20 protein-coding genes are annotated in these 21,521 nt (G+C 46.8%); 14 read left to right on the top strand and 6 right to left on the bottom strand.

Going from position 1 to position 21,521, the window contains the following annotated elements; genetic code table 11:
• Both QZL69_RS11115 and dpaL read right to left on the bottom strand, forming a co-directional pair.
• Positions 1-904 (bottom strand): YgeY family selenium metabolism-linked hydrolase (locus tag QZL69_RS11115; RefSeq protein ID WP_291519444.1); only part of this gene is annotated, 904 nt, incomplete at its 3' end.
• A gap of 225 nt (positions 905-1,129) precedes the next feature.
• Positions 1,130-2,359: a diaminopropionate ammonia-lyase gene (dpaL, locus tag QZL69_RS11110; protein ID WP_022215277.1), complete on the bottom strand. Its 1,230-nt coding sequence runs from the start codon at positions 2,357-2,359 to the stop codon at positions 1,130-1,132.
• A gap of 237 nt (positions 2,360-2,596) precedes the next feature.
• Between dpaL and QZL69_RS11105 the strand changes: the two genes are divergently transcribed.
• The 6 genes from QZL69_RS11105 (at position 2,597) to QZL69_RS11080 (ending at position 9,831) form a co-directional block, all read left to right on the top strand.
• On the top strand, positions 2,597-3,841 hold the full coding sequence (locus QZL69_RS11105; protein ID WP_022215276.1) for a DUF1015 domain-containing protein: 1,245 nt from the start codon (positions 2,597-2,599) through the stop codon (positions 3,839-3,841).
• Between the two features lie 73 nt (positions 3,842-3,914).
• Positions 3,915-5,132: an SPFH domain-containing protein gene (locus QZL69_RS11100; RefSeq protein ID WP_022215275.1), complete on the top strand. Its 1,218-nt coding sequence runs from the start codon at positions 3,915-3,917 to the stop codon at positions 5,130-5,132.
• 19 nt (positions 5,133-5,151) lie between these two features.
• Complete coding sequence (locus QZL69_RS11095; RefSeq protein ID WP_022215274.1) at positions 5,152-6,252, top strand: hypothetical protein; 1,101 nt, start codon at positions 5,152-5,154, stop codon at positions 6,250-6,252.
• Positions 6,253-7,098 carry a TPM domain-containing protein gene (locus QZL69_RS11090; protein ID WP_291519443.1) on the top strand — a complete coding sequence of 282 codons (846 nt, stop codon included), beginning with the start codon at positions 6,253-6,255 and terminating at the stop codon, positions 7,096-7,098.
• A 321-nt stretch (positions 7,099-7,419) separates the two neighbouring features.
• A complete protein-coding gene (locus QZL69_RS11085) occupies positions 7,420-8,817 on the top strand; it encodes a sodium:proton antiporter (protein WP_420314292.1) in 1,398 nt (465 codons plus the stop codon).
• A 12-nt stretch (positions 8,818-8,829) separates the two neighbouring features.
• Positions 8,830-9,831, top strand: coding sequence for an AAA family ATPase (locus QZL69_RS11080; RefSeq protein ID WP_022215271.1), 1,002 nt, complete (start codon positions 8,830-8,832; stop codon positions 9,829-9,831).
• A 52-nt stretch (positions 9,832-9,883) separates the two neighbouring features.
• On the opposite strand, the gene QZL69_RS11075 is transcribed toward QZL69_RS11080, so the two are convergent.
• On the bottom strand, positions 9,884-10,534 hold the full coding sequence (locus QZL69_RS11075) for a helix-turn-helix transcriptional regulator (RefSeq protein WP_022215270.1): 651 nt from the start codon (positions 10,532-10,534) through the stop codon (positions 9,884-9,886).
• 233 nt (positions 10,535-10,767) lie between these two features.
• Here QZL69_RS11075 and hydA point away from each other — a divergent pair, with 233 nt between their 5' ends.
• From hydA to QZL69_RS11060, 3 genes are all read left to right on the top strand, one after another.
• Positions 10,768-12,141: a dihydropyrimidinase gene (hydA, locus tag QZL69_RS11070; RefSeq protein ID WP_022215269.1), complete on the top strand. Its 1,374-nt coding sequence runs from the start codon at positions 10,768-10,770 to the stop codon at positions 12,139-12,141.
• 25 nt (positions 12,142-12,166) lie between these two features.
• A complete protein-coding gene (hydE, locus tag QZL69_RS11065; RefSeq protein ID WP_022215268.1) occupies positions 12,167-13,213 on the top strand; it encodes a [FeFe] hydrogenase H-cluster radical SAM maturase HydE in 1,047 nt (348 codons plus the stop codon).
• 87 nt (positions 13,214-13,300) lie between these two features.
• Positions 13,301-13,759 (top strand): SH3 domain-containing protein, encoded by a 459-nt coding sequence (locus tag QZL69_RS11060; protein ID WP_022215267.1) that lies wholly within the window; start codon positions 13,301-13,303, stop codon positions 13,757-13,759.
• 108 nt (positions 13,760-13,867) lie between these two features.
• On the opposite strand, the gene QZL69_RS11055 is transcribed toward QZL69_RS11060, so the two are convergent.
• On the bottom strand, positions 13,868-14,347 hold the full coding sequence (locus QZL69_RS11055) for an S-ribosylhomocysteine lyase (RefSeq protein WP_022215266.1): 480 nt from the start codon (positions 14,345-14,347) through the stop codon (positions 13,868-13,870).
• Positions 14,348-14,526: 179 nt separating this feature from the next.
• Here QZL69_RS11055 and QZL69_RS11050 point away from each other — a divergent pair, with 179 nt between their 5' ends.
• Entirely contained in the window at positions 14,527-15,255 is a 729-nt protein-coding gene (locus QZL69_RS11050; RefSeq protein ID WP_022215265.1) for a peptidylprolyl isomerase, read from the top strand.
• A gap of 5 nt (positions 15,256-15,260) precedes the next feature.
• Here QZL69_RS11050 and QZL69_RS11045 read toward each other — a convergent pair whose 3' ends face one another.
• The gene (locus QZL69_RS11045) at positions 15,261-15,824 is read right to left on the bottom strand and encodes a class I SAM-dependent methyltransferase (protein ID WP_022215264.1); all 564 of its coding nucleotides are present in this window, start codon (positions 15,822-15,824) and stop codon (positions 15,261-15,263) included.
• Positions 15,825-15,993: 169 nt separating this feature from the next.
• Between QZL69_RS11045 and coaBC the strand changes: the two genes are divergently transcribed.
• The 3 genes from coaBC to QZL69_RS11030 all read left to right on the top strand — a co-directional run bounded on the left by coaBC (position 15,994) and on the right by QZL69_RS11030 (position 18,725).
• Complete coding sequence (gene coaBC, locus QZL69_RS11040; protein WP_022215263.1) at positions 15,994-17,199, top strand: bifunctional phosphopantothenoylcysteine decarboxylase/phosphopantothenate--cysteine ligase CoaBC; 1,206 nt, start codon at positions 15,994-15,996, stop codon at positions 17,197-17,199.
• A 95-nt stretch (positions 17,200-17,294) separates the two neighbouring features.
• A complete protein-coding gene (locus QZL69_RS11035; protein WP_022215262.1) occupies positions 17,295-17,933 on the top strand; it encodes an ECF transporter S component in 639 nt (212 codons plus the stop codon).
• A 27-nt stretch (positions 17,934-17,960) separates the two neighbouring features.
• Positions 17,961-18,725 carry a type III pantothenate kinase gene (locus QZL69_RS11030; protein WP_022215261.1) on the top strand — a complete coding sequence of 255 codons (765 nt, stop codon included), beginning with the start codon at positions 17,961-17,963 and terminating at the stop codon, positions 18,723-18,725.
• A gap of 82 nt (positions 18,726-18,807) precedes the next feature.
• Here the strand turns inward: QZL69_RS11030 and QZL69_RS11025 are convergent, their stop codons facing one another.
• Positions 18,808-19,689 (bottom strand): RluA family pseudouridine synthase, encoded by an 882-nt coding sequence (locus QZL69_RS11025; RefSeq protein ID WP_022215260.1) that lies wholly within the window; start codon positions 19,687-19,689, stop codon positions 18,808-18,810.
• Between the two features lie 216 nt (positions 19,690-19,905).
• Here QZL69_RS11025 and QZL69_RS11020 point away from each other — a divergent pair, with 216 nt between their 5' ends.
• A complete protein-coding gene (locus QZL69_RS11020) occupies positions 19,906-21,348 on the top strand; it encodes a L,D-transpeptidase family protein (protein ID WP_022215259.1) in 1,443 nt (480 codons plus the stop codon).
• Positions 21,349-21,521 lie beyond the last annotated feature (173 nt).

The following is a 21,521-nucleotide window of genomic DNA, read 5'->3' as shown; positions in this document are numbered from 1 at the left end:
GAAGAGCACGGATTTCATCCAGGCAGCTTTCCCATGTTTCTCCGAATGTCATACGACGGTCAAGAGATACTGCACAGGAGTCAGCTACTGCACAACGGCTAGGAGAGGTGTAGAAGATCTGGGATACAGTTACAGTACCGCGTCCAAGGAAACGAGCCTCTTCCCAGTCAGGGTTGAATTTCGGGTTGAGCATTTTAACAAGACCTTTGATTTCTGTCTCATCAGCGTCATCGTTCTCGTTGAGGGAACGTACATCCTGAAGGATGTCAGCCATTTTGTAGATAGCGTTGTCACCACGTTCCGGAGCAGAACCATGGCAGGAAACACCTTTCACATCGATACGGATCTCCATACGTCCACGCTGTCCTCTGTAGATACCACCGTCTGTCGGCTCTGTGGAAACTACGAATTCCGGACGGATCTTGTCTTCGTTGATGATGTACTGCCAGCAGAGACCGTCACAGTCTTCTTCCTGAACAGTTCCGACTACCATGATCTTGCATCCTTCCGGGATCAGATCCATGTCTTTCATGATTTTTGCACCGTATACAGCAGATACGAGACCGCCGCACTGGTCAGATACGCCACGTCCACCGATTTCTTCTTCTGTTTCGTATCCTTCGTATGGATCAAAGTTCCAGTTTTCGATGTTACCGATACCAACAGTGTCGATATGAGCATCAAAAGCGATGATCTTGTCGCCGGTTCCCATGTAACCGATCACGTTACCCTGCGGGTCAATTGTAACTTCGTCGAAGTTCAGTTTTTTCATTTCAGCTTCGATTGTCTCAATATGTTTTCTTTCATCGCAGCTTTCTCCAGGATTCTTAACGATCGCTCTTAAGAATTTGGTCATATCCTCCTGATAATTCTGAGCAGCTTCTTTGATTTTGCCGTAATCCATTTTAAAATTCCTCCCATGTGTATATAGAAATTGTTTTAAAGTTCTTAATTATTTGATGATACTTACGGATTGTTCCGCAGTAAACTGCTCCCACAATCCTTCAAACATTCGGAATTCGCTGATTTACTATGTAAATCGCTGCTTCCTCATGTTTGGCGGGTTCCAAATTCAAATGCTTTATCGTGCAAGCACGAACATCATTTGAAATTTTTGACCCTGGTATCATCATTTGCTTAAAGACTCGTTTGTTCCGTACAGACCATCCCATACGATCTCGCGGTAACGAACCGGATCAGTGTCACCCTCTGTGGAGATTACAAGAACGTTGGAGTTCTCATCCAGTTTCAGGGCTTCTTTGAGATCTTTTGCATCTTCGTCGTGAAGAGCAGTGAAGCACAGACCAAGCGGAACAGATCCGGATTCACCGGAAACGATGTGCGGGTCATTGCCGAGCGGGTTAGCATAGATTCTTGTTGCCTTGGCACTCATCCAGTCAGGGCAGGATGCAAATACAGAAACATGGTTCCTTAAGATATCCCATCCGATGGTGTTTGCTTCGCCGCATGCGAGACCAGCCATGATCGTCTGAAGGTCGCCGCCTACATTTACAAGATCTCCGGATTCTTTCATAGCGGAACGGTACAGGCAGTCAGCAGCACTTGCTTCGCAGACAACCATAACCGGCGGGTTTTCTTTGTATTTGTGAGCGAAGTATCCAACAACTGCTCCTGCAAGAGAACCAACACCTGCCTGAACGAATACGTGTGTCGGGCGGTCGATGCCGGCTTCTTTGAGCTGCTGGTCAGCTTCCATGACCATAGTTCCGTAACCCTGCATGATCCATGACGGGATCTCTTCGTATCCATCCCATGCAGTATCCTGAACGATGATGCCGTGCTCTGTCTTGGCAGCCTCAGCTGCAGCCATTCTTACGCAGTCATCATAGTTGACTTCTTCGATGGTAACAGTAGCGCCTTCTTTGGCGATGTTGTCAAAACGTGTCTTGGTTGTGCCTTTTGGCATACGAACAACTGCTTTCTGTCCAAGACGTTTGGCAGCCCATGCAACTCCACGTCCGTGGTTTCCGTCTGTTGCTGTGAAGAAGGTAGCCTGTCCGAATTCTTTTCTTAATTCCTCGGAAGAGAGAACAGCATATGGAAGTTCGCTGATATCCTTACCAACTTCTTTAGCTATGTAACGTCCCATTGCGTAGGAACCGCCAAGAACCTTAAAAGCGTTCAGTCCGAAACGATAGGATTCATCCTTGCAGTGGATGCTCTTAACACCCAGGTAGGATGCCAGTTCAGCAAGATCCTGAAGAGGAGTTACTGTATACTGTGGGAAACTTTTGTGAAATTCATTGGCTTTTTTCACGTTTTCCTCTGACATTAACTCGAGATGTTTGTCGTCAGACTTTGCAACGTGATTGACAGTCCATTTTAAACCTTCCGTCATTATAAAAACCCTCCTTAAAAAATTTATTTTGAACTCATAATTATTGCTTGTCTTTTATATCTCTATCATACCATAAATAAAAGATTTTGCAAGAGGAAATACAAAATTTTTTAGGTTTTTACAAAAAAAGTTAGCACATAATAAAAAAAGTGATGTTCATTGCAACGTACTGGGGGATGTGATAAAATAAAAATACATTTTACATAAGAAAAATGAAAGTGCAAAGGAGATATAAAAATGGCTATTTTTCAGGCATTCCGTGCCCTCAGACCCGTTCCTGACAAGGCAGAGGCAGTAGCGGCACTTCCATATGATGTAGTGACGAGGGAGGAGGCAAAGGAGATCGGAGATCAGAATCCGGATTCTTTCCTGCATGTGGATCGTGCAGAGATGGACCTTCCGGCAGATACGGATCTTTACGATCAGAAAGTCTATGACCGTGCACGTGAAAACCTCATCAATATGGAGAAGAATGGAATTTTGGTTCAGGACGGAGCACCGTGTTATTACATCTATGAGCTGACCCGCAAGGGTAAAACGCAGACCGGTCTGGTCGGCTGCTGCTCTATTGATGACTATATGAATGGCGTTGTCAAGAAACATGAGCTTACCAGAGAGGATAAGGAGCAGGATCGTATCCATCATGTGGATGTATGTGATGCAAACACAGGTCCGATCTATCTTGCCTGCAAGTACCCACAGGAACTTCTTGATCTGATGGAAACCTGGAAAGCATCCCATGATGCCGTTTATGATTTTGTGGCAGAGGATGAGATCGGACACCGCGTGTGGGTGATCGACGGGGAAGCAGAGAAGAAAGTGATCGCAGAACAGTTTGGAAATATTCCGTATATATATATTGCAGATGGACACCACAGAGCTGCCTCTGCAGTCAAAGTAGGACTCAAGAGGAGAGAGGAACACCCGGATTACGATGGAAGTGAGGAATTTAATTATTTCCTTTCTGTTGTCTTTCCGTATGACCAGCTTACGATCCTTTCTTATAACAGAGTGGTACGCGATCTGAATGGAATGGATGAGCATGCGTTTATTGCCAGCCTCAAATTTAACTTTGAGCTGATGATCATGCCGGGATTCCCGTGCAAACCGGTTGAGAAGCACTGCATGGGAATGTATGTCGGAGGAAACTGGTATCATCTCAAAGCCTGGGAGGATGTCTATGTGAAGAAGGATGTAGTAGGACAGCTTGATGTCTCCATCCTTCAGGAGAAGGTTCTTTCTCCGATCCTGGGGATCGGAGATCCGCGGACAGATCAGAGGATCCGTTTCGTAGGAGGAAGCCACAAACTTAAAGAACTGGCAGAGATCGCGGACAGAACAGGCGGAGTGGCTTTTGCCATGTATCCGACAGTAATGGAGGATCTGATGCAGATCGCGGATGAAGGCAAACTGATGCCGCCGAAATCCACCTGGTTTGAGCCGAAACTGAGAAGCGGTCTGTTTATCCACAAGCTTTTCTGAAAAACAGCCTGAAACAGTCGAATAAGATGACAAGAAACTATTTAAGGTAAAACAAGAAAGAGGAGGATTTTTTATGGGACTTATTAAAGCAGCTCTTGGTTCAGCAGGCGGTGTTCTGGCGGACCAGTGGAAGGAATATTTTTACTGTGAATCCATGCCGGCAGATGTGCTGGTCACCAAGGCACACAAGAAAGTATCCGGAAGGTCATCAAACAGACACGGTTCTGAGAATATCATCTCCAATGGTTCTGTGATTGCAGTCAGTGACGGACAGTGCATGCTGATCGTAGAGCAGGGAAAGGTCGTGGATGTATGTGCAGAGCCAGGAGAGTATACATATGACACCTCCTCGGAGCCATCTATTTTCTGCGGAGGGCTTGGAAAGGGCGTGAAGGAAGCATTCCAGCAGATCGGCAAACGTTTTACCTTTGGAGGAGAGCCGCCGAAGGATCAGAGAGTATATTTTGTAAATACCAAGGAACTTGTCGGTAATAAATATGGCACACCGAATCCGGTTCCGTTCCGTGTGGTGGATATGAATATCGGGCTGGATATGGACATCACGATCAAGTGTTTTGGCGAATACAGCTATCAGATCGCCAATCCGGTTCTCTTCTATACAAATGTCTGCGGAAATGTGGAGCAGGATTATACGAGAGATGAGATCGATGGACAGCTCAAGAGCGAACTGATGACAGCCCTGCAGCCGGCTTTTGCCAGGATCTCAGAGATGGGGATCCGCTACAGTGCACTTCCGGGACATACACAGGAACTTTCAGATGTGTTAAATAAGGTTCTGTCCGATAAATGGGATAATCTTCGCGGCATCCGTATCGTGTCTCTCGGTGTATCCAGTGTAAAGGCCTCTGAGGAAGACGAAGCCATGATCAAGGAACTGCAGAGGAATGCTGTTTTCCGCAATCCTACGATGGCGGCAGCCCAGATGGTGGGTGCACAGGCGAGTGCGATGCAGTCAGCAGCTTCCAATCAGAAGACGGGACCTGCGATGGCATTTGCGGCAATGAACATGGCGGCAAATGTCGGTGGAGCGAATGCACAGAATTTATTTGCGATGGGACAGCAGCAGGCGACACCGCAGATGCAGCCACAGTACCAGCAGCCTTCCCAGACAGCACCAAAGACAGAATGGACCTGTGCCTGCGGTGCAGTAAATACCGGTAAATTCTGCTCTGAGTGTGGAAGTCCGCGTCCGGCGGGACCATGGACCTGCAGCTGTGGAACTGTAAATACGGGTAAATTCTGCCAGGAATGCGGCAAACCGAGACCATAGGAGGAAGGGGGCAGATGCGATGGCAGATACTTTGAACTACAAGTGCCCCAACTGTTCAGCCGGTCTTACTTTTGACAGCAAGTCACAGAAGATGAAATGTGAGTACTGTGGAAGTACCTATTCTCTGGATGAACTGGATAAGATCGCAGAGCAGGCGGAAGAAGTAAAGGAAGTTAAGGGGGATCACTGGGAAGGATTTGAGCCGGAGCAGTGGCAGTCAGACGAGAAATCCAATATGGCTGTCTGGAGCTGCCCGTCCTGCGGCGCGGAGATCCTTGCAGAAAAGACGACAGGTGCGACTGTGTGTCCTTATTGCGACAATCCAATGATCATGCCGGAGCAGTTTGTGGACAGCTATCGTCCGGATTATATCATTCCGTTTCAGAAATCCAAAAAAGAAGCAGTTGAGGCACTTAAGAAACACTACGAAGGGAAACCACTGCTTCCAAAGGTGTTCAAAGACCAGAACCATCTCGAAGAGATCAAGGCGGTTTATGTCCCGTTCTGGTTATTTGATCTGGATGCGGCAGGGCGTTTCCGCTATGAGGCCACCAGAAACCGTTTCTGGGAAGATTCTGATTACCGGTATACAGAGACGAAATTTTATCATGTTGTGCGCTCAGGCAGCATGAAATTTGAAAAGATCCCTGTCGATGGCTCGAAAGCTATTGACGATACCACGATGGAGGCAATTGAGCCGTATGATTACAAGGATCTGACAGAATTTAACTTTTCCTATCTTTCCGGTTATATGGCAGACAAATACGACCAGGAGCCGGATGCCCTCACAGAACGTGTTTATGAGCGCATGGAGAGGAGTGTGAAGGACAGTTTTGAGAGGACTGTCCATGGATATGCAACGGTAACTCCAAAGCAGGAGAAGGTCACAGTGACCGGGAAAGGCAAGGTCAGATACGCCTTGTTTCCGGTCTGGTTCCTGAATACGAAATGGAATGGCAAAAATTATTCTTTTGCGATGAATGGACAGACGGGACATCTGATCGGGGATCCTCCTGTGGCGAAGGATCTGGCAGTCAAATACTGGTTCAAACGTCATATCCCGCTGACCATTGCAGCGACAGCAGTAGTTACGGCTCTGCGTCTTCTGGGGGTGATATAGATGAACAGATCAGGGTGGATATTAAAAGGAACGATGCTGTGTCTTGGACTGGGACTTCTGATGCCACTTTCTGTGCCGGCATCCTCTGAGAACGATGCGGCAGGCACGGAAGAGATCTCTTGGGTATTTGACGATTATGGACTCCTGGATGAGACAGAGCAGGCACAGCTGGATCAGGAACTGGGGGATATTTATGAGGAGTATGGTTATGATGCCGTGCTTCTGATCTCGCCGGATATCGGGGAAGACCAGGATTACCGGAAATATGCGGCAGAATTTATGCAGGAAAATGATATCGGATACGGCGACACTTATGAGGGAATGTGTATTTTCCATCAGCCGGATGCCAGAAATATCACGATCGTCTTCCGCGGGGACACGCAGGATGATTTTCCTTCAAATGTCCAGGAAGAAATGCTCGACAAGTGCAAGGAATATCTCAAGGCAGATGATCCGGTGAGAGGCTATCAGTCGCTGATCACAGACCTTCGGACCGGCCTTGACCGGATCTGCGAGGGTAAGAAAGTACGCCCGATGGATATCAGAGAAGGTTCTTTTGCGGGAACATTTGCAGTCGATCTGCTGCTATGTTTCCTGGTGATGGCGATCCCAACGGGATTTATGACCTGGATGCAGATGCGCAAGATGAAGACAAGAATGCAGCAGGCAAATGCAAATGCTTATACTGCAGATGGAGGTTTGGAACTTAAGGAGAAGAGAGATCTGTTTCTGTACAGTACGATATCCCAGACTGCCAAGCCAAAGAATGATGACAAGAATGACGGCAGTTCCGGAAGTTTTTCCAGCGGCGGAGAGAGCTTTTCCGGGTCGAGCAGTGATTATTAAAAAGGACAAAAAAAGCAGCGAAATAAAGAAGCTGCTTTTTTTTGCGCTCATAATTATGCAAAAAATAAATTAAATGTTAAAAATATAACAAAAAGAAACAACAAAAATGATAAAATATTGTCAGAATTTTGACAATGTACAGGCAAAAATACAATATATAGGGAAAATGCACAAAAAGATATAGGAGATGTGCAAATTTATTGAAGAAAAGTGCAATTGTATTTTGAAGTGCTTATGTTATAATTGCAACTGGTTAAAAACTTAAACGAGGGGGCGACAGCTTTGAAGAAATTAGTAACATTTTTGGGAATGCTGCTGACGATGCTGCTTGCCTGGCCGACAGGTGTATGGGCTGCCGGCGGGGAAACAACAGCATCGGTGCCGATCTGGCTCTGCATTCCTTTTGCGGGACTTCTGCTCTGCATTGCGATCATGCCGCTTATTAAAGCAGAGTGGTGGGAAGCACATCAGCCGCATGTGGTACTTATGTGGATCATACTGATGGTAGTTCCTTTTGCAGTCGTTTATGGTGTGGGTGATGCCGCTGAGACAGTGCTTGACTGTATCATAAATGACTATCTTACTTTTATTATTCTCCTTTTTGGACTGTTCTGTGTATCCGGTAACATTACCATGGAGGGCGATTTTGCAGGTTCTCCACGAGTTAACGTCTGCCTTCTGGCATTCGGTACACTGTTATCCAGCTGTATCGGAACAACAGGTGCCAGTATGCTGATGGTCCGTCCGGTGATCAAGATGAACTCCTGGAGAAAAAGAAAAAGCCATATCATGGTATTCTTTATCTTCATGGTATCCAACATGGGCGGCTGCCTGACTCCGATCGGAGATCCGCCGCTTCTGATGGGCTTTATGCGAGGTGTTCCGTTCTTCTGGAGCCTGCATCTGCTCCCGGTACTGCTCTTTAACATGGTGATCATGCTGTTTGTGTTCTATCATGTAGACAAACTTGCATACCGCAAGGATATCGCACAGGGCCGTAAACCGGATATCAGCAAGCCGGGTACAGAATTCCATATTGACGGACTTCACAACATTATTTTCCTTATTATGATCGTGGCAGCAGTTATCCTGAGTGGTGTACTTCCGGGACTTTCTGCTTTCCAGGATGCAGAAGGGGCAGTTAAGGGAATTCACCTTCTGGGTGAAGTAACTCTGACCTTCCCGGCACTGATCGAGATCGTGCTGATCCTTCTGGCAGCGTTCTTATCTTTCAAGACAACAGACAAGAGTGTGCGCAGGAGAAACCATTTTACCTGGGGTGCGATACAGGAGGTTGCTGTACTGTTTATCGGTATCTTTATCACCATGCAGCCGGCACTGATGCTCCTTAAGGCAGTCGGACCGAATCTTGGTATCACCAAACCTCTGGAAATGTTCTGGGCGACCGGTGCACTGTCCAGTTTTCTGGACAATACGCCGACTTACCTTGTATTTCTCACAACGGCAGGAACACTTGGTTTTACCAGCGGAATCGCAACGACGCTTGGCACTGTGCCGGTGAAACTGCTTTCTGCAATTTCCTGTGGTGCGGTATTCATGGGCGCGAACACTTATATCGGAAATGCACCGAACTTTATGGTCAAGTCCATTTCTGACGAGAACGGTGTCAACATGCCGTCCTTCTTCGGATACATCCTGTGGTCACTGGTATTCCTTGTTCCGGTATTTATTCTGGACATGCTTGTGTTCTTTATGTAAGGAGGGGGAAGAATGTCAGATAAAATCAACAAAGAAATTTATACAAAACTTGCAAACCGTATCTACGACCTGGACGGTGAAGTCTACAGAGTCCTTGGTTCTTCTCTTGGACGTACCTTTACCGGAAACCGTGATACAACGATCCGTACCTTAAGCATGATGATGTACACGAAGCCGGATGGACATCTGCTCCGAAGCGAACTTGCCCTGATCAGCAACATGGCACGTACCATCAAGGATGAGAGCGAAAGAAGTCGGTTGATGACAGAGTATGATGAGATTCTTAAGGAGATCGAGCAGCTTCCGAATATGTTCGGTTCCACAGATATCATTGATGCTGAACGTGTGGCACTGAACCTTGCAGCGAGAAGGGAAAAAATTTCCGAGAATGACCATCTCGTGATCTGTATCAGCCGTACACAGGGAAGTGCGGGAAATGATATCGGATTCGAGCTTGCAGATAATCTTCATATTAACTATTATGATGTGGAGATTTTTGATCAGGTACTGAAACGCCTTGAAGCAGAGAAGGGCGATGTACAGGATAAAGAAAACTTTACCGAATTCAACAAATACGGAAAGAAATCACATGAAAGTTTCCGGACGAAGCTCAAAGAGCTGAACCGTTATCACGGACTGAACAAGCAGGACGCAGTTTTCTTCAATATGAGTGACCTGATCTGCGAACTCGCCCGGACAGAGGACTGTTTGATCATGGGACGCTGTGCAGATGCGATCCTCAAGAATAATCACATCCCGCACATTAGCATTTTTATCAGCGCTCCGCTTCAGGTGCGTACACAGCATGTCATGGATGTCCGTAATATGGATATGAAACAGGCAGTGCGCTTCCTCAAGAAAATGGATAAACAGCACCGTAAATACTACGAATTCTACACCGGAGAGAAGTGGGGAAAACCAGAGAACTACGACCTCTGCATCAACAGCGCAAACTATGGTATCAAAGAAACGATCGATGTGATCAAACGACTTCTGAACCAGCAGACGCAGTAAACAAAAAACCTGTAATGCTGTCATGAAATGTGGCAGACATTACAGGCTTTTTTTATTTGTTTACATCAATATAGCTGTACAGGGTGTACTTGGAAATGCCGAAATAATTGGCAACTTTATCCCCGGACTTGGTGATGAGGAAAGCACCGGAATCATTGAGAAACTGGATCGCAGTGACCTTGTCCTCTTTATTCATAAGTGCGACCGGTTTGCCAACCAGAGCAACAGATTCCTCGATCAGATGATCCAGTAGATCGTTGACACTGTGTGTGATCTCCTTTGGCTTTTCTTCCTTGTTGACCGGTGTGATCAGAGAGTGGAGTGCGCTTTCGATCATGGTCAGCTTGGTGATATCATAGTTGATGCCGAATACATAATGAAGGCTTCCGTCATCATCTCTGATATAGGAAGTGCTGCATTTCAGGATCTTGCCATCGGCAGTTTTCATCAGATAACCGGCGTGATCCTTTAATTCTTCTTCCTGCTCAGGTTTCTTTTTCTTGTTGTTGTGACGGATCACATCAAAAACGGCATTGGAAGGTCCATCTCCGATTCCGCGGCCTGTCACATGTCCGTTTTCAATATGGACGATGGAATGTTCCGGATCGTTTGTTTTAAGGTCATGTATCACAATCTCACATTCCGGACCAAACTGAAAAGCCAGATCCCGCGCGATCTGTTTGAGTACAGTAAGTCGTCCCATTGTTCTTCCTCCTCTTTTTAAAATTTTGGTATTATAAATACTATATCACAATTTTTTTTTAATATAAAGTTTTTTTTGCCATACCTAAATATTATTGTATAAAGGAATCAGATAGTGGTTGCTGAGGGGGCAAATTGGTGATATATTTGTTGTAATAAGTAGGTTCTGATGAGGGATTCGTCAGAAAAAGTGCAGGGGTACATCAGCTTATGAATGACAAAGGAGGGTATACTATGAAATATTTACTCAAAAACGGAACGGTAGTATCCGGAGAAAAATCTGAGAAACTCGATGTCCTGGTGGATGGAGAAAAGATCGTAAACGTAGGAAAGGACCTTGAAGCAGGCGATGCAGAAGTGATCGATGTCGAAGGAAAGCTTCTGTTTCCGGGATTTATCGACGGTCATACACATTTTGACCTGGAAGTGGCAGGGACTGTCACAGCAGATGACTTTGAGACAGGAACAAGGGCTGCACTTCTCGGCGGAACGACACTTGTCATTGATTATGCATCACAGGACAAAGGCGGTCATACACTGAAAGAAGGTCTCGATAAATGGCACAAAAAAGCCGATGGTAAATGCTCCTGCGATTATTCTTTCCATATGTCTATCGTAGAATGGAACGATGAGACAGAGGCAGAAGTGCAGGATATGATCGACCATGGAATCACCAGCTTCAAACTTTACATGACTTATCCGGCAATGATCGTAAATGACTGCGATATGTACAAGATTCTCAAGAAACTTGGGGAATGCGGCTGCTTCGCCGGAGTTCACTGTGAAAATGCGGGCGTGATCGATGCCCTGATCTCTGAAGCAAAGAAAGAAGGACGCCTCGGACCGGAAAATCATCCACTCGTAAGACCAGATACCATGGAAGCAGAGGCTGTCCACCGTCTTCTCGTGATCGCCAAAGAAGCCAATGCACCAGTCATGGTCGTTCACCTGACCAACAAGAAAGCTTACGAAGAGGTTATGAACGCAAGGAAAAATGGACAGGAAGTCTATGCAGAGACCTGCCCGCAGTATCTCCTTCTGGAAGACAGCGTATACTCCAAGCCGGACTTTGGAGGTGCTGTTTATGTATGTGCACCGCCGATCCGCAAGAAAGAAGATCAGGACTGCCTGTGGAAAGCTCTGGCAGACGAGGAGATCCAGACGGTGGCAACAGACCAGTGCAGCTTTACTCTGGCACAGAAAGCCCTCGGAAAAGATGACTTCACCAAGATCCCGGGAGGACTTCCGGGTGTACAGACAAGAGGAACTCTTCTCTATACTTATGGAGTTAAGACCGGAAAGATCACCCAGGAACAGATGTGCAAAGTCCTCTGTGAAAACCCGGCCAAACTGTACGGTGTATATCCAAACAAAGGCGCGATCACAGCAGGAAGCGACGCAGATATCGTAGTGCTTGATCCGGCAAAAGAAAGCGTGATCTCCGCAGCGACTCATGCATACAATACAGACAATAACCCGTTCGAGGGCTTCAAACTTGAGTGCGGCATCGACAAAGTTTTCCTCCGCGGAAACCTTGCAGTCGAGGAGGGTAAGCTTGTAAAAGAAAAACTCGGCAAATACATCGCCAGAGGTAAAAAACAGCTTTAAGGGCTGCATACGGGGAGAAAATATTATGAAAAAACTGATCGACAAACTGCATCAGGAGCAGATCCTGTCAGCAGAAGAATTCCGGACACTTCTGACAGACCGTTCAGAAGAAACAGATCTGTATGCACGGGAACTGGCAGACCAGGTGCGGCAGCAGGTCTATGGAAACCAGATCTATGTACGTGGACTGATCGAGTTTACCAACTACTGCAAAAATGACTGCTATTACTGTGGAATCCGCCGGAGCAACCGAAATGCCCAGCGTTACCGCCTGACAGAAGAAGATATCCTTGCCTGCTGCAAAGAAGGCTATGAACTGGGATTCCGTACTTTTGTCCTTCAGGGAGGAGAAGACGGATATTATACAGATGAGAAGCTGACAGCTCTGATCCGTAAGATCAAAGAAGTCTATCCGGACTGTGCCCTGACACTTTCCATCGGGGAGAAATCCGAAGAAAGCTACCGTGCCTACAAAGAAGCCGGTGCAGACCGCTATCTTCTGCGGCATGAGACCGCGCGTGAAGAGCATTACCGCAAACTCCATCCAGAAGAAATGTCCTGCGAAAACCGCAAAAACTGTCTTCGCACCCTCAAAAAACTGGGCTATCAGACAGGTGCAGGCTTTATGGTGGGTTCTCCTTACCAGACCATCGATGATCTGGTAGAGGATTTCCTGTTCCTCAAAGAACTGGATCCGGAGATGGTCGGGATCGGACCGTTCATTGCACATCAGGATACTCCTTTCCATGATGAAAAGAGCGGAACACTTGAAGACACGCTTTTTTATCTGGCACTCCTTCGTCTGATGCTTCCGAATGTGCTCCTTCCGGCAACTACAGCACTGGGAACGATCTGTCCGAAGGGACGTGAACTCGGCGTAAAATCCGGCGCAAATGTCGTGATGCCGAATCTTTCTCCTGTTTCTGTGCGAAAGAAATACATGCTCTATGACGGAAAAATCTGCACCGGAGATGAGGCAGCAGAATGCCGTTTCTGCCTCAGCCGGCGCATGGAACTGATCGGCTGCCAGATCGTGACAGACCGCGGGGATTACAAAAAAGTCTTGCAATAGATACTGTATATGGGGTATAGTGGTCATATGGTTACTGTGAATGAAGTGAACAGTAACATTGTATGCTATAAAGGAGGATTATTTTTAATGAAGAAATCCAGATTACTGATCGTGCTGGCTGGTCTGGCTGTGTTTGCATCCGGATGTGGTTACAGCACAGGAGGAGAAGACTCTACTGTGACTGTGATTGAAGCGACTCCGACTCCGACCGCTACTCCTACACCGGAAGCAACTCCGACTCCGGAAGTTCCAGAGGCAACCCCGACTCCGGCGCAGGAAGTCGCACAGACAGCAAGCGGTGTGAATATCATAAAGCAGAATGCTACCTATTATGTTGTGGAGGGCGTAAATGTCCGCTCTGACTGCAGTACAGAGGCAGAGATGATCACAGGAACAACTGTTGGTCAGGAACTGACAAGTACAGGTGTCAGCGAGGACGGACAGTGGATCGAAGTAACGGTTAATGGTCAGACAGGTTACGTCAATGCACAGTATGTTTCCACAACCGCTCCGGCAGGTGCTGCTGCACAGACTACAGCTCAGTAAAAAGAACGAAATACTTCAAAGAAAAACGCTGAACTTCTTTAAAAGAAATTTTTCTGAAAAGAAGCACAGCGTTTTTTATTTGGCATTTATGATACGAAAGAAAATGACTTACTCCGGATAAACAAGACGATCCGGTTTGATATCGTAGAGAACTTCGCGGAGATATTTATCGGCAAGATATTTTGCCATGCCGAGGTTCATGTCGAGGTAGTTTCCACAGTCTTTGGCAGAAGCTCCCGGGATCTCGCCTTCAAAATCACGGATAAATTCAAACATCTCTGTCATGAGCGGCACGATATCCTTGGATTCGTAATCGCCTGCAAGGAGAAGATAGTTTCCGGTACGGCATCCCATCGGTCCCCAGTAGATGATCTTGCTTCCGAATTCAGCGTGATTGCGGAGAAAAGTAGCTGCGAGATGTTCCATTGCGTGAAGCTCGGCAGTGTTCATGACAGGCTCCTCGTTCGGGGAAGTCATGCGGATATCAAAAGTAGTGATGACCTGATCTCCGAGATAATCCTTGCGGGAAACATAGATTCCCGGCTGGAGTTTGATATGGTCTATGGTAAAGCTGGCTATTTTTTTCATAGGTGTTATTCCTTTCTGTATTTTGATATAAAGTCGTTAATCCTTATTGTAACAGAGCTTTGACATGCTTACAAGTAGTTGGAGAAAAATCCCCGGCATTGACTTTACTTCTTCGTGATGTTAAACTGTTGCACAAGACAAAGTTATGAAAGTAATGTCAGAAGAGGAGGAATTTTATTATGAAATCCAGAGTTTTGGCGGCAGTTTTCGCAGTTGTCCTTACAGCAGGCACCCTTACCGGCTGTGGAAGCACAAAGACAGCTGATACTGCAAAAACAGAAGATACAAAAGAAGAGACTTCTTCAGATAAAGAAGTGACACAGGAACCGGTAAGCGAAGAAGAAGCAGAGGCAGACGGTTTCAGTGACGGTACAGACGGGGAAACAACCCTGGATACCAGCAAGGAACTGACAGGAATCCATCATGCAGGAATTGCTATCAAGGATTACGGAAGCATCGAGGTAGAACTGGATGCAGACACAGCCCCGATCACAGTGACAAACTTCGTGAAGCTTGCACAGGACGGTTTCTATGACGGACTGACTTTCTGGCGTATCATAGACGGTTTTATGATGCAGGGTGGTGACCCGAAGGGCGATGGAACTGGCGGCGCAGATGAGACGATCAAGGGAGAATTCTCCAGTAACGGTGTGAAGAATGATATTTCTCACGTAAGAGGAACCATCTCCATGGCGAGATCTTCAGACCCGGACAGCGCAAGCTCCCAGTTCTTCATCGTACAGTCTGACAGTACCTTCCTGGATGGCGACTATGCAGCATTCGGTCATGTGACAGAGGGAATGGATGTCGTAGACCAGATCTGTAAGGATGCAAAACCTACAGATGACAACGGAACGATCAAGGCAGACGAGCAGCCGGTGATCGAGAGCATCCAGATCAAAGACTGATCGTTTTACAGTTTTATGATCAGAACCGGAATCGGAGGATTGTTCGGGCGGTTATAGTAGTCGCTCCGGATGACAAGATATTTATGCGGGTCGAGGGAGGCAAGCCATGCAAGTACCGCGTCCCGCTCCTCAAATCCGGAATCGCCGCCGCTGTAAATACAAAGTGAGATCAGGCCGCCTTTTCTGAGAAGGGAAAGCCCCTGGGTCAGAGCCTCAATGCTGGTGTCACCTTTTGTCGCTTTGGCGTGATCCCCACCGGGAAGGTAGCCGAGATTGAAGGTGATGCAGCTTACAGAATTTTCCTGGGCATGCGTTTTCATTTGCGTATGGGATTCCAGAAGCAGAGTATAGTTGTCTGGTGCACCTTCGCTGATGAGGTGCTCTTTTGTACTTTTTAATGCCTGTTCCTGAATATCAAAAGCAAGTACTCTGCCCTTTTCGCCGCAGAGCGTACTCAGAAGCAGTGTATCATTTCCGTTTCCCATCGTTGCATCAATACAGAGATCGCCCGGAGCAACCTGTTCTTTTATAAAACGCGCACACCATTGTGTGATCTGATAATTTTTCATAAAAATCTTAGTCCTTTCTTATTCATTACTCCCATTATAATAAAAATCTAACATGAAAACGAGTACAAAAAAAGAAACACAGCAAAAATTCATTGCAATTGTCGCTGGGGCTGTTATAATGTAACAGACATGAAAACTGTGAAAAACTCGTAAAAGGAAGGAAAATCTTATGTTAAAGGGTAAAACCGTTCTTCTGGGAGTGACCGGAAGCATTGCGGCATACAAAATCGCATATCTTGCAAGTGCACTGAAGAAACTTCACGCAGAGGTCCATGTGCTGATGACGAAGAATGCAACCAATTTTATCACACCGATTACATTTGAATCGCTTACCGGAACGAAATGTCTGGTAGATACCTTTGACAGAAATTTTCAGTTCCAGGTAGAACATGTTTCCATTGCAAAAAAGGCAGACGTAGTCATGATCGCACCTGCCAGTGCCAATGTGATCGGCAAACTTGCACATGGGATCGCAGATGATATGCTGACAACAACGATCATGGCATGCAAATGTAAGAAATTCATTTCCCCTGCCATGAATACAAATATGTTTGAAAATCCGATCCTGCAGGATAATCTTAAGACGCTTGAGCATTATGGATACGAAGTGATCCAGCCAGCGAGCGGCTACCTTGCCTGCGGGGACACCGGAGCCGGTAAGATGCCGGAGCCGGAAACACTGCTTTCTTACATCTTGAGGGAGATCGCAGCGGAGAAGGATCTTGAGGGAAAGAAGGTTCTGGTCACAGCCGGACCTACCCAGGAATCCATTGATCCGGTGCGCTACATCACCAACCATTCTTCCGGCAAGATGGGCTATGCACTGGCAAAAGCAGCTATGCTCCGTGGCGCAGATGTCACTCTGGTCAGCGGACCATGCAGCATCACGCCGCCGCCTTTTGTAAAGGTGGTACCGGTCGTGACCGCGAAGGATATGTTTGATGCGGTGACTTTCGTAAGTGCAGAGCAGGACATCATCATCAAGGCAGCAGCCGTGGCAGACTACCGCCCGAAGCAGGTTTTTGATGAGAAGGTCAAGAAGCAGGACAAAGAAATGAGTATTGAACTGAAAAAAACGGACGATATTCTCAAATACCTGGGAGAACATCGTACTCCGCAGCAGTTCCTCTGTGGATTTTCCATGGAGACTCAGAACATGATCGGTAATTCCAGGGCGAAGCTTGGTAAGAAACATCTGGATATGGTGGCAGCGAACAACCTCAAGGTTGCAGGCGCCGGTTTCCAGGGTGATACCAATGTGCTGACCCTGATTACACAGGATGAGGACGTATCACTCCAGCTTATGAGCAAGGAGGATGCAGCCAACGTCATTCTGGATAAGATCCTTTCTATCATGAAAGAAAGGGAACAGTAACCCGTTCACCAGGAGGCGGGTAAATAAAATCACATACCCGCAGTTCCGCACCGTATTGTATCCCCATGGAGGGAACGATAACAAGGAGGAAAAACATGAAAAGTAACAAATTTACCACATCACAGCTCACCATTCTTGGTCTGATGTCAGGAATCCTTTTTCTGATGGCGTACACACCACTTGGATATCTGAACATAGGACCTCTGGCAGTCACCTTTAATGTCATTCCGGTCGCAATCTGCGCGGTCGTTCTCGGACCGACAGGCGGAGCCGTAGCCGGAGCCGTTTTTGGACTGACCAGTTTCTTACAGGCAATGGGAATCGGCGGTACCAGCGCACTGGGAGCAGCCCTGTTTCAGATCAATCCATTCTTGAGTGCAGTTCAGTGTTTTGTACCTCGTATTCTTGATGGATTACTTATCGGTTTCATCTACAGAGGAATGAGAAAGAAAACAAATGTATATGCATCCTGTGCAGTAACCGGATTCTTTTCCGCATTCCTGAATACTCTGTTCTTTATGACCGCACTGGTTGTAATGTTCGGAAACACAGAAGTGATCCAGAATCTTATGGGTGGAAGAAATGTGATCATTGGATGCTGTATGATGGTAGGTGTTAATGCAATCAGTGAGATGGTTTCTTCAACAATCATCACAGCAGCTGTAGGAACCGCACTTTCCAAGGCTCATCTGATTCCGGCATCTCAGATTGCAAAACCTGACACTGCCGCATAAAAAGCATATAGACAGGAATGAGAATATATGATTTTAGCCATTGATATCGGAAACACCAACATTGTAGTTGGCTGTATCGAAGAAGAGAAGATTTACTTTATAGAGAGGATTTCCACGAACCACACCAAGACAGAACTGGAGTATGCGATCGACCTCAAGACGATCCTTGACATCCATCACATCAAACGTTCTGAGATCGAGGGTGCGATCATTTCTTCCGTAGTTCCGCAGATCACCAATGCAGCGAAGCTTGCGGTCGAGAAGATCCTCAAAAAAGAACCGATGGTCCTGGGACCAGGAGTCAAGACAGGACTGAATATTGTTCTGGATAATCCGGGAGAGATGGGAGCAGACCGTGTGGCAGACGCAGTTGCGGCGCTGGCACAGTATCCGGTACCGCTGGTCATCGTGGATATGGGAACAGCGACTACGATTTCTGTTCTGGATGATAAGAAACGCTATATCGGCGGAATGATTCTTCCGGGTGTACGGATCTCTCTGGATGCGCTGACTTCCAGAGCATCACAGCTGAGCGGGATCAGTATTGAAGAGCCGAAACGGCTCATTGGAAGAAATACGGTAGACTGCATGAAGAGCGGGATCCTTTATGGAAACGCAGCTGCGGTGGACGGTATCGTGGACAGGATCGAAGAAGAACTTGGACAGAAAGTCACCGTGATCGCAACCGGTGGAATGTCCAAAAAGATTATTCCTCACTGCAAAAGAGAGATGATCTGGGATGGAGACCTGCTCCTCAAGGGACTTCAGATCATTTACGACAAGAACAAATAATAAAAATCAGTAACTATAAAATCACTTCTTTTGACTGTGTGAAACAGCAGAGGAAGTGATTTTTTTGTTGCGAAAAAATTTTTCAGAATGCCTGTGCCATGTCTTTTGGGACGGGGGCAGTGAAGCAGAGGTTTTTGCCGGTCAGCGGATGCCGGAAATTAAGCTGGAAAGAATGCAGAGGCTGTCTTTTGAAATGGTCATAGACCGGATGGTAGAGATAATCTGCCGGGAGTGGATGTCCGATGTATCCCATATGCACCCGGATCTGGTGGGTGCGTCCTGTTTCCAGATGGATCTCCAGGAGGGAATGATCATTTCGGACAGCGAGCCGTTCATAATGTGTGACAGCGGATTCTCCATGTTCCGGATCGACCTGCCGCTGGATCACGGAATCGGAAACACGTCCGATCGGGGCAGAGACTGTCCCGGATGGAGGGGTGACACCGCAGACAACTGCCAGATAGGTGCGGCGGATCTCACGGTTTCGCATCTGTGCGGAAAGGATCGCGGCGCTGAGCGCGTTTTTTGCAAGGATCAGTGAACCGGAGGTATCACGGTCCAGCCGGTTGATGCAGCGGAACGGGCAGAGTTCGTTTTTTTGCTGGAAATAGAATGCTGCAGCATTGGCGAGGGTGTTTGTATAATTTCCGATCGAAGGATGCACAGGCATATCAGCCGGTTTATTTAAGACAAGGATGTCTTCATCTTCATAAAGAATATCAAGGGGCAGGGGAGCAGGAACGATCCCTTCCATGCTGCCTGTTTCCATGACGCGCACCCGGAAATGGTCTCCTTCTTTGAGAATGCTTCGTCCCCCGGCGCGCATTCCGTTTACGAGAAGTGCTTCTTTATCCGGCTTCATGGAAGTCAGGATGTGCCGGGAAAACCCTTTTGACCGCAGGAATTCAAGTACCTGCATGCCGTCCTCCTGCGGGGTGATGGTATATGTTAAAATTCTGTCCATATGGTTAGTTTCTCCAGTTTGTTTTTTTATCTGGCATCAGTATAGGGCAACAAGAAAAAAAATTCCACAGATTTTGCAAAAATAAATGGAAAACAGAATCGCAATCTGGTATAAAATAAGGTAAATAGCGGTTACAGGGGATTTATGGTCCACCGCTATAATAAAAAGGAAGATTTTTACATAAGCTGAAATACATAAGGCCGGGGGAATGAGACAATGAGTGAAGAAAAAAAGATCAGCAAAAAGACACTGAAGATCATCTTGGGAGTATGCGTTGGTGCAGTAGTGGCACTGGTAGTGGGATTTTTTGCCTATATCCATGTGGCAGATACGAATACACTGGGGCGCAAGATCACGATCTATGGACTGGATGTGTCGAAGCTGGGTGTGGAGGATGCAAAGCAGAAGATCCTGACTACATTCCAGGATAAGAAGATCATTTTTAAGGAAAACGGAGCGGATGTCTACAGTCTGACTCTGAAAGATCTGGGTTACAGCCTGGATGAAAATGACCTTACGACGCAGCTTACAGAACTTCAGAAGAAGAGAGAGGCAAACCGCAAGATCTTTGCAGAACAGGAGAATGTAAATATCTCTTACAAAGTCAACAAGGATGCCGAGCAGGAAAAGAGTGCACTGACAGCAGACCATTTTGGTGACAGGGAACGTACCTCTTCTACAAATGCATCGATCCAGTATGATGACGCAAAGAAAGAATTTACGATTACCAGTGAGGTACAGGGCGATGAGATTGATGAAAGCCGTCTGATGAGCTTTGTGGATCAGACACTGGATGCGGATTTTACTTCTGCACTTCTTGATGCAGAAGCAGATATTACGATGGGTACAGAATGTTATCAGCTCCCGGATGTTTCCGCAGATGAGGAGATGCAGAACAAGCTGACCAGCCTGAATGACCAGCTTGACAAATACAGAAGTACAACAGTTACCTATACATTTGGAGAGAGTACAGAAGTCCTGGATTCCCAGACCATTAATTCCTGGATCACGATCGACGGAGAAAATATCGGAATTGACCAGGAAGCAGCGAAGGCATATATCCAGAATCTTGCGAATACCTATAATACGATCTATGTACCGAGAACTTTCCATACTTCCTATGGAAATGATGTGACGATCTCAGGAAATGAATACGGCTTCCAGATCGACCAGGACGGAGAACTTGCACAGCTTCTCGAGGACTTAAAGAGCGGCACCGCAGTTTCCAGAGATCCGGTATACAGCATTCAGGGAATGCAGCGCAACGGGACCGACGACCTGGCGGGCAGCTACATAGAAGTCAGCCTGGATAACCAGCATCTGTGGCTTTACAAAGACGGTGCGCTTGTGACAGAAACCGACATCGTAAGCGGTGCTCCGACCAAAGGCAGAGAGACCTACCGTGGTGCATGGCCGATCGCATACAAGGCAAGTCCGTTTGAATTATCAAGCGAAGAATATGGCTACAATGTCAAAGTAAACTACTGGATGCCGTTCGTATACGGTCAGGGACTTCACGACGCATCCTGGCAGTCTTCCTTCGGAGGAAACCGCTACAAATCCGGCGCCGGCAGCCACGGCTGCATCAACCTCCCTGAAGACCAGGCAGCTCTGATCTACAATACGATCGATGGTGGCTATCCGATCATCATCTATTAAATAAGAAGACCGACCCGGCTTGCAGGTCGGTCTTTTTGTGCAAGATCTGGTTTGTGGGTCGGCCTTTTTTGTGTAAGCTCCGGCCAATTTTCTCTTCTAACAATCATCCGGCATCGATTTATATGTTATGAAGCATTCCCGATGCCGGAAGTGCCTGTTATGTTGACTTTTGG

The sequence above is a fragment of the Blautia sp. CAG:237 genome (assembly GCF_000436615.1).
Classification (GTDB): Bacteria; Bacillota; Clostridia; order Lachnospirales; family Lachnospiraceae; genus Blautia_A; species Blautia_A intestinihominis.
This window is presented reverse-complemented; position numbering and strand designations above follow the sequence as displayed.

What these genes read in the sequence shown, in the direction of transcription:
- dpaL (WP_022215277.1), bottom strand. Translation starts at nt 2,359, where the DNA reads ATGACGGAAGGTTTAAAATGGACTGTCAATCACGTTGCAAAGTCTGAC.
- QZL69_RS11105 (WP_022215276.1), top strand. Translation starts at nt 2,597, where the DNA reads ATGGCTATTTTTCAGGCATTCCGTGCCCTCAGACCCGTTCCTGACAAG.
- QZL69_RS11100 (WP_022215275.1), top strand. Translation starts at nt 3,915, where the DNA reads ATGGGACTTATTAAAGCAGCTCTTGGTTCAGCAGGCGGTGTTCTGGCG.
- QZL69_RS11095 (WP_022215274.1), top strand. Translation starts at nt 5,152, where the DNA reads ATGGCAGATACTTTGAACTACAAGTGCCCCAACTGTTCAGCCGGTCTT.
- QZL69_RS11090 (WP_291519443.1), top strand. Translation starts at nt 6,253, where the DNA reads ATGAACAGATCAGGGTGGATATTAAAAGGAACGATGCTGTGTCTTGGA.
- QZL69_RS11085 (WP_420314292.1), top strand. Translation starts at nt 7,420, where the DNA reads ATGCTGCTTGCCTGGCCGACAGGTGTATGGGCTGCCGGCGGGGAAACA.
- QZL69_RS11080 (WP_022215271.1), top strand. Translation starts at nt 8,830, where the DNA reads ATGTCAGATAAAATCAACAAAGAAATTTATACAAAACTTGCAAACCGT.
- QZL69_RS11075 (WP_022215270.1), bottom strand. Translation starts at nt 10,534, where the DNA reads ATGGGACGACTTACTGTACTCAAACAGATCGCGCGGGATCTGGCTTTT.
- hydA (WP_022215269.1), top strand. Translation starts at nt 10,768, where the DNA reads ATGAAATATTTACTCAAAAACGGAACGGTAGTATCCGGAGAAAAATCT.
- hydE (WP_022215268.1), top strand. Translation starts at nt 12,167, where the DNA reads ATGAAAAAACTGATCGACAAACTGCATCAGGAGCAGATCCTGTCAGCA.
- QZL69_RS11060 (WP_022215267.1), top strand. Translation starts at nt 13,301, where the DNA reads ATGAAGAAATCCAGATTACTGATCGTGCTGGCTGGTCTGGCTGTGTTT.
- QZL69_RS11055 (WP_022215266.1), bottom strand. Translation starts at nt 14,347, where the DNA reads ATGAAAAAAATAGCCAGCTTTACCATAGACCATATCAAACTCCAGCCG.
- QZL69_RS11050 (WP_022215265.1), top strand. Translation starts at nt 14,527, where the DNA reads ATGAAATCCAGAGTTTTGGCGGCAGTTTTCGCAGTTGTCCTTACAGCA.
- QZL69_RS11045 (WP_022215264.1), bottom strand. Translation starts at nt 15,824, where the DNA reads ATGAAAAATTATCAGATCACACAATGGTGTGCGCGTTTTATAAAAGAA.
- coaBC (WP_022215263.1), top strand. Translation starts at nt 15,994, where the DNA reads ATGTTAAAGGGTAAAACCGTTCTTCTGGGAGTGACCGGAAGCATTGCG.
- QZL69_RS11035 (WP_022215262.1), top strand. Translation starts at nt 17,295, where the DNA reads ATGAAAAGTAACAAATTTACCACATCACAGCTCACCATTCTTGGTCTG.
- QZL69_RS11030 (WP_022215261.1), top strand. Translation starts at nt 17,961, where the DNA reads ATGATTTTAGCCATTGATATCGGAAACACCAACATTGTAGTTGGCTGT.
- QZL69_RS11025 (WP_022215260.1), bottom strand. Translation starts at nt 19,689, where the DNA reads ATGGACAGAATTTTAACATATACCATCACCCCGCAGGAGGACGGCATG.
- QZL69_RS11020 (WP_022215259.1), top strand. Translation starts at nt 19,906, where the DNA reads ATGAGTGAAGAAAAAAAGATCAGCAAAAAGACACTGAAGATCATCTTG.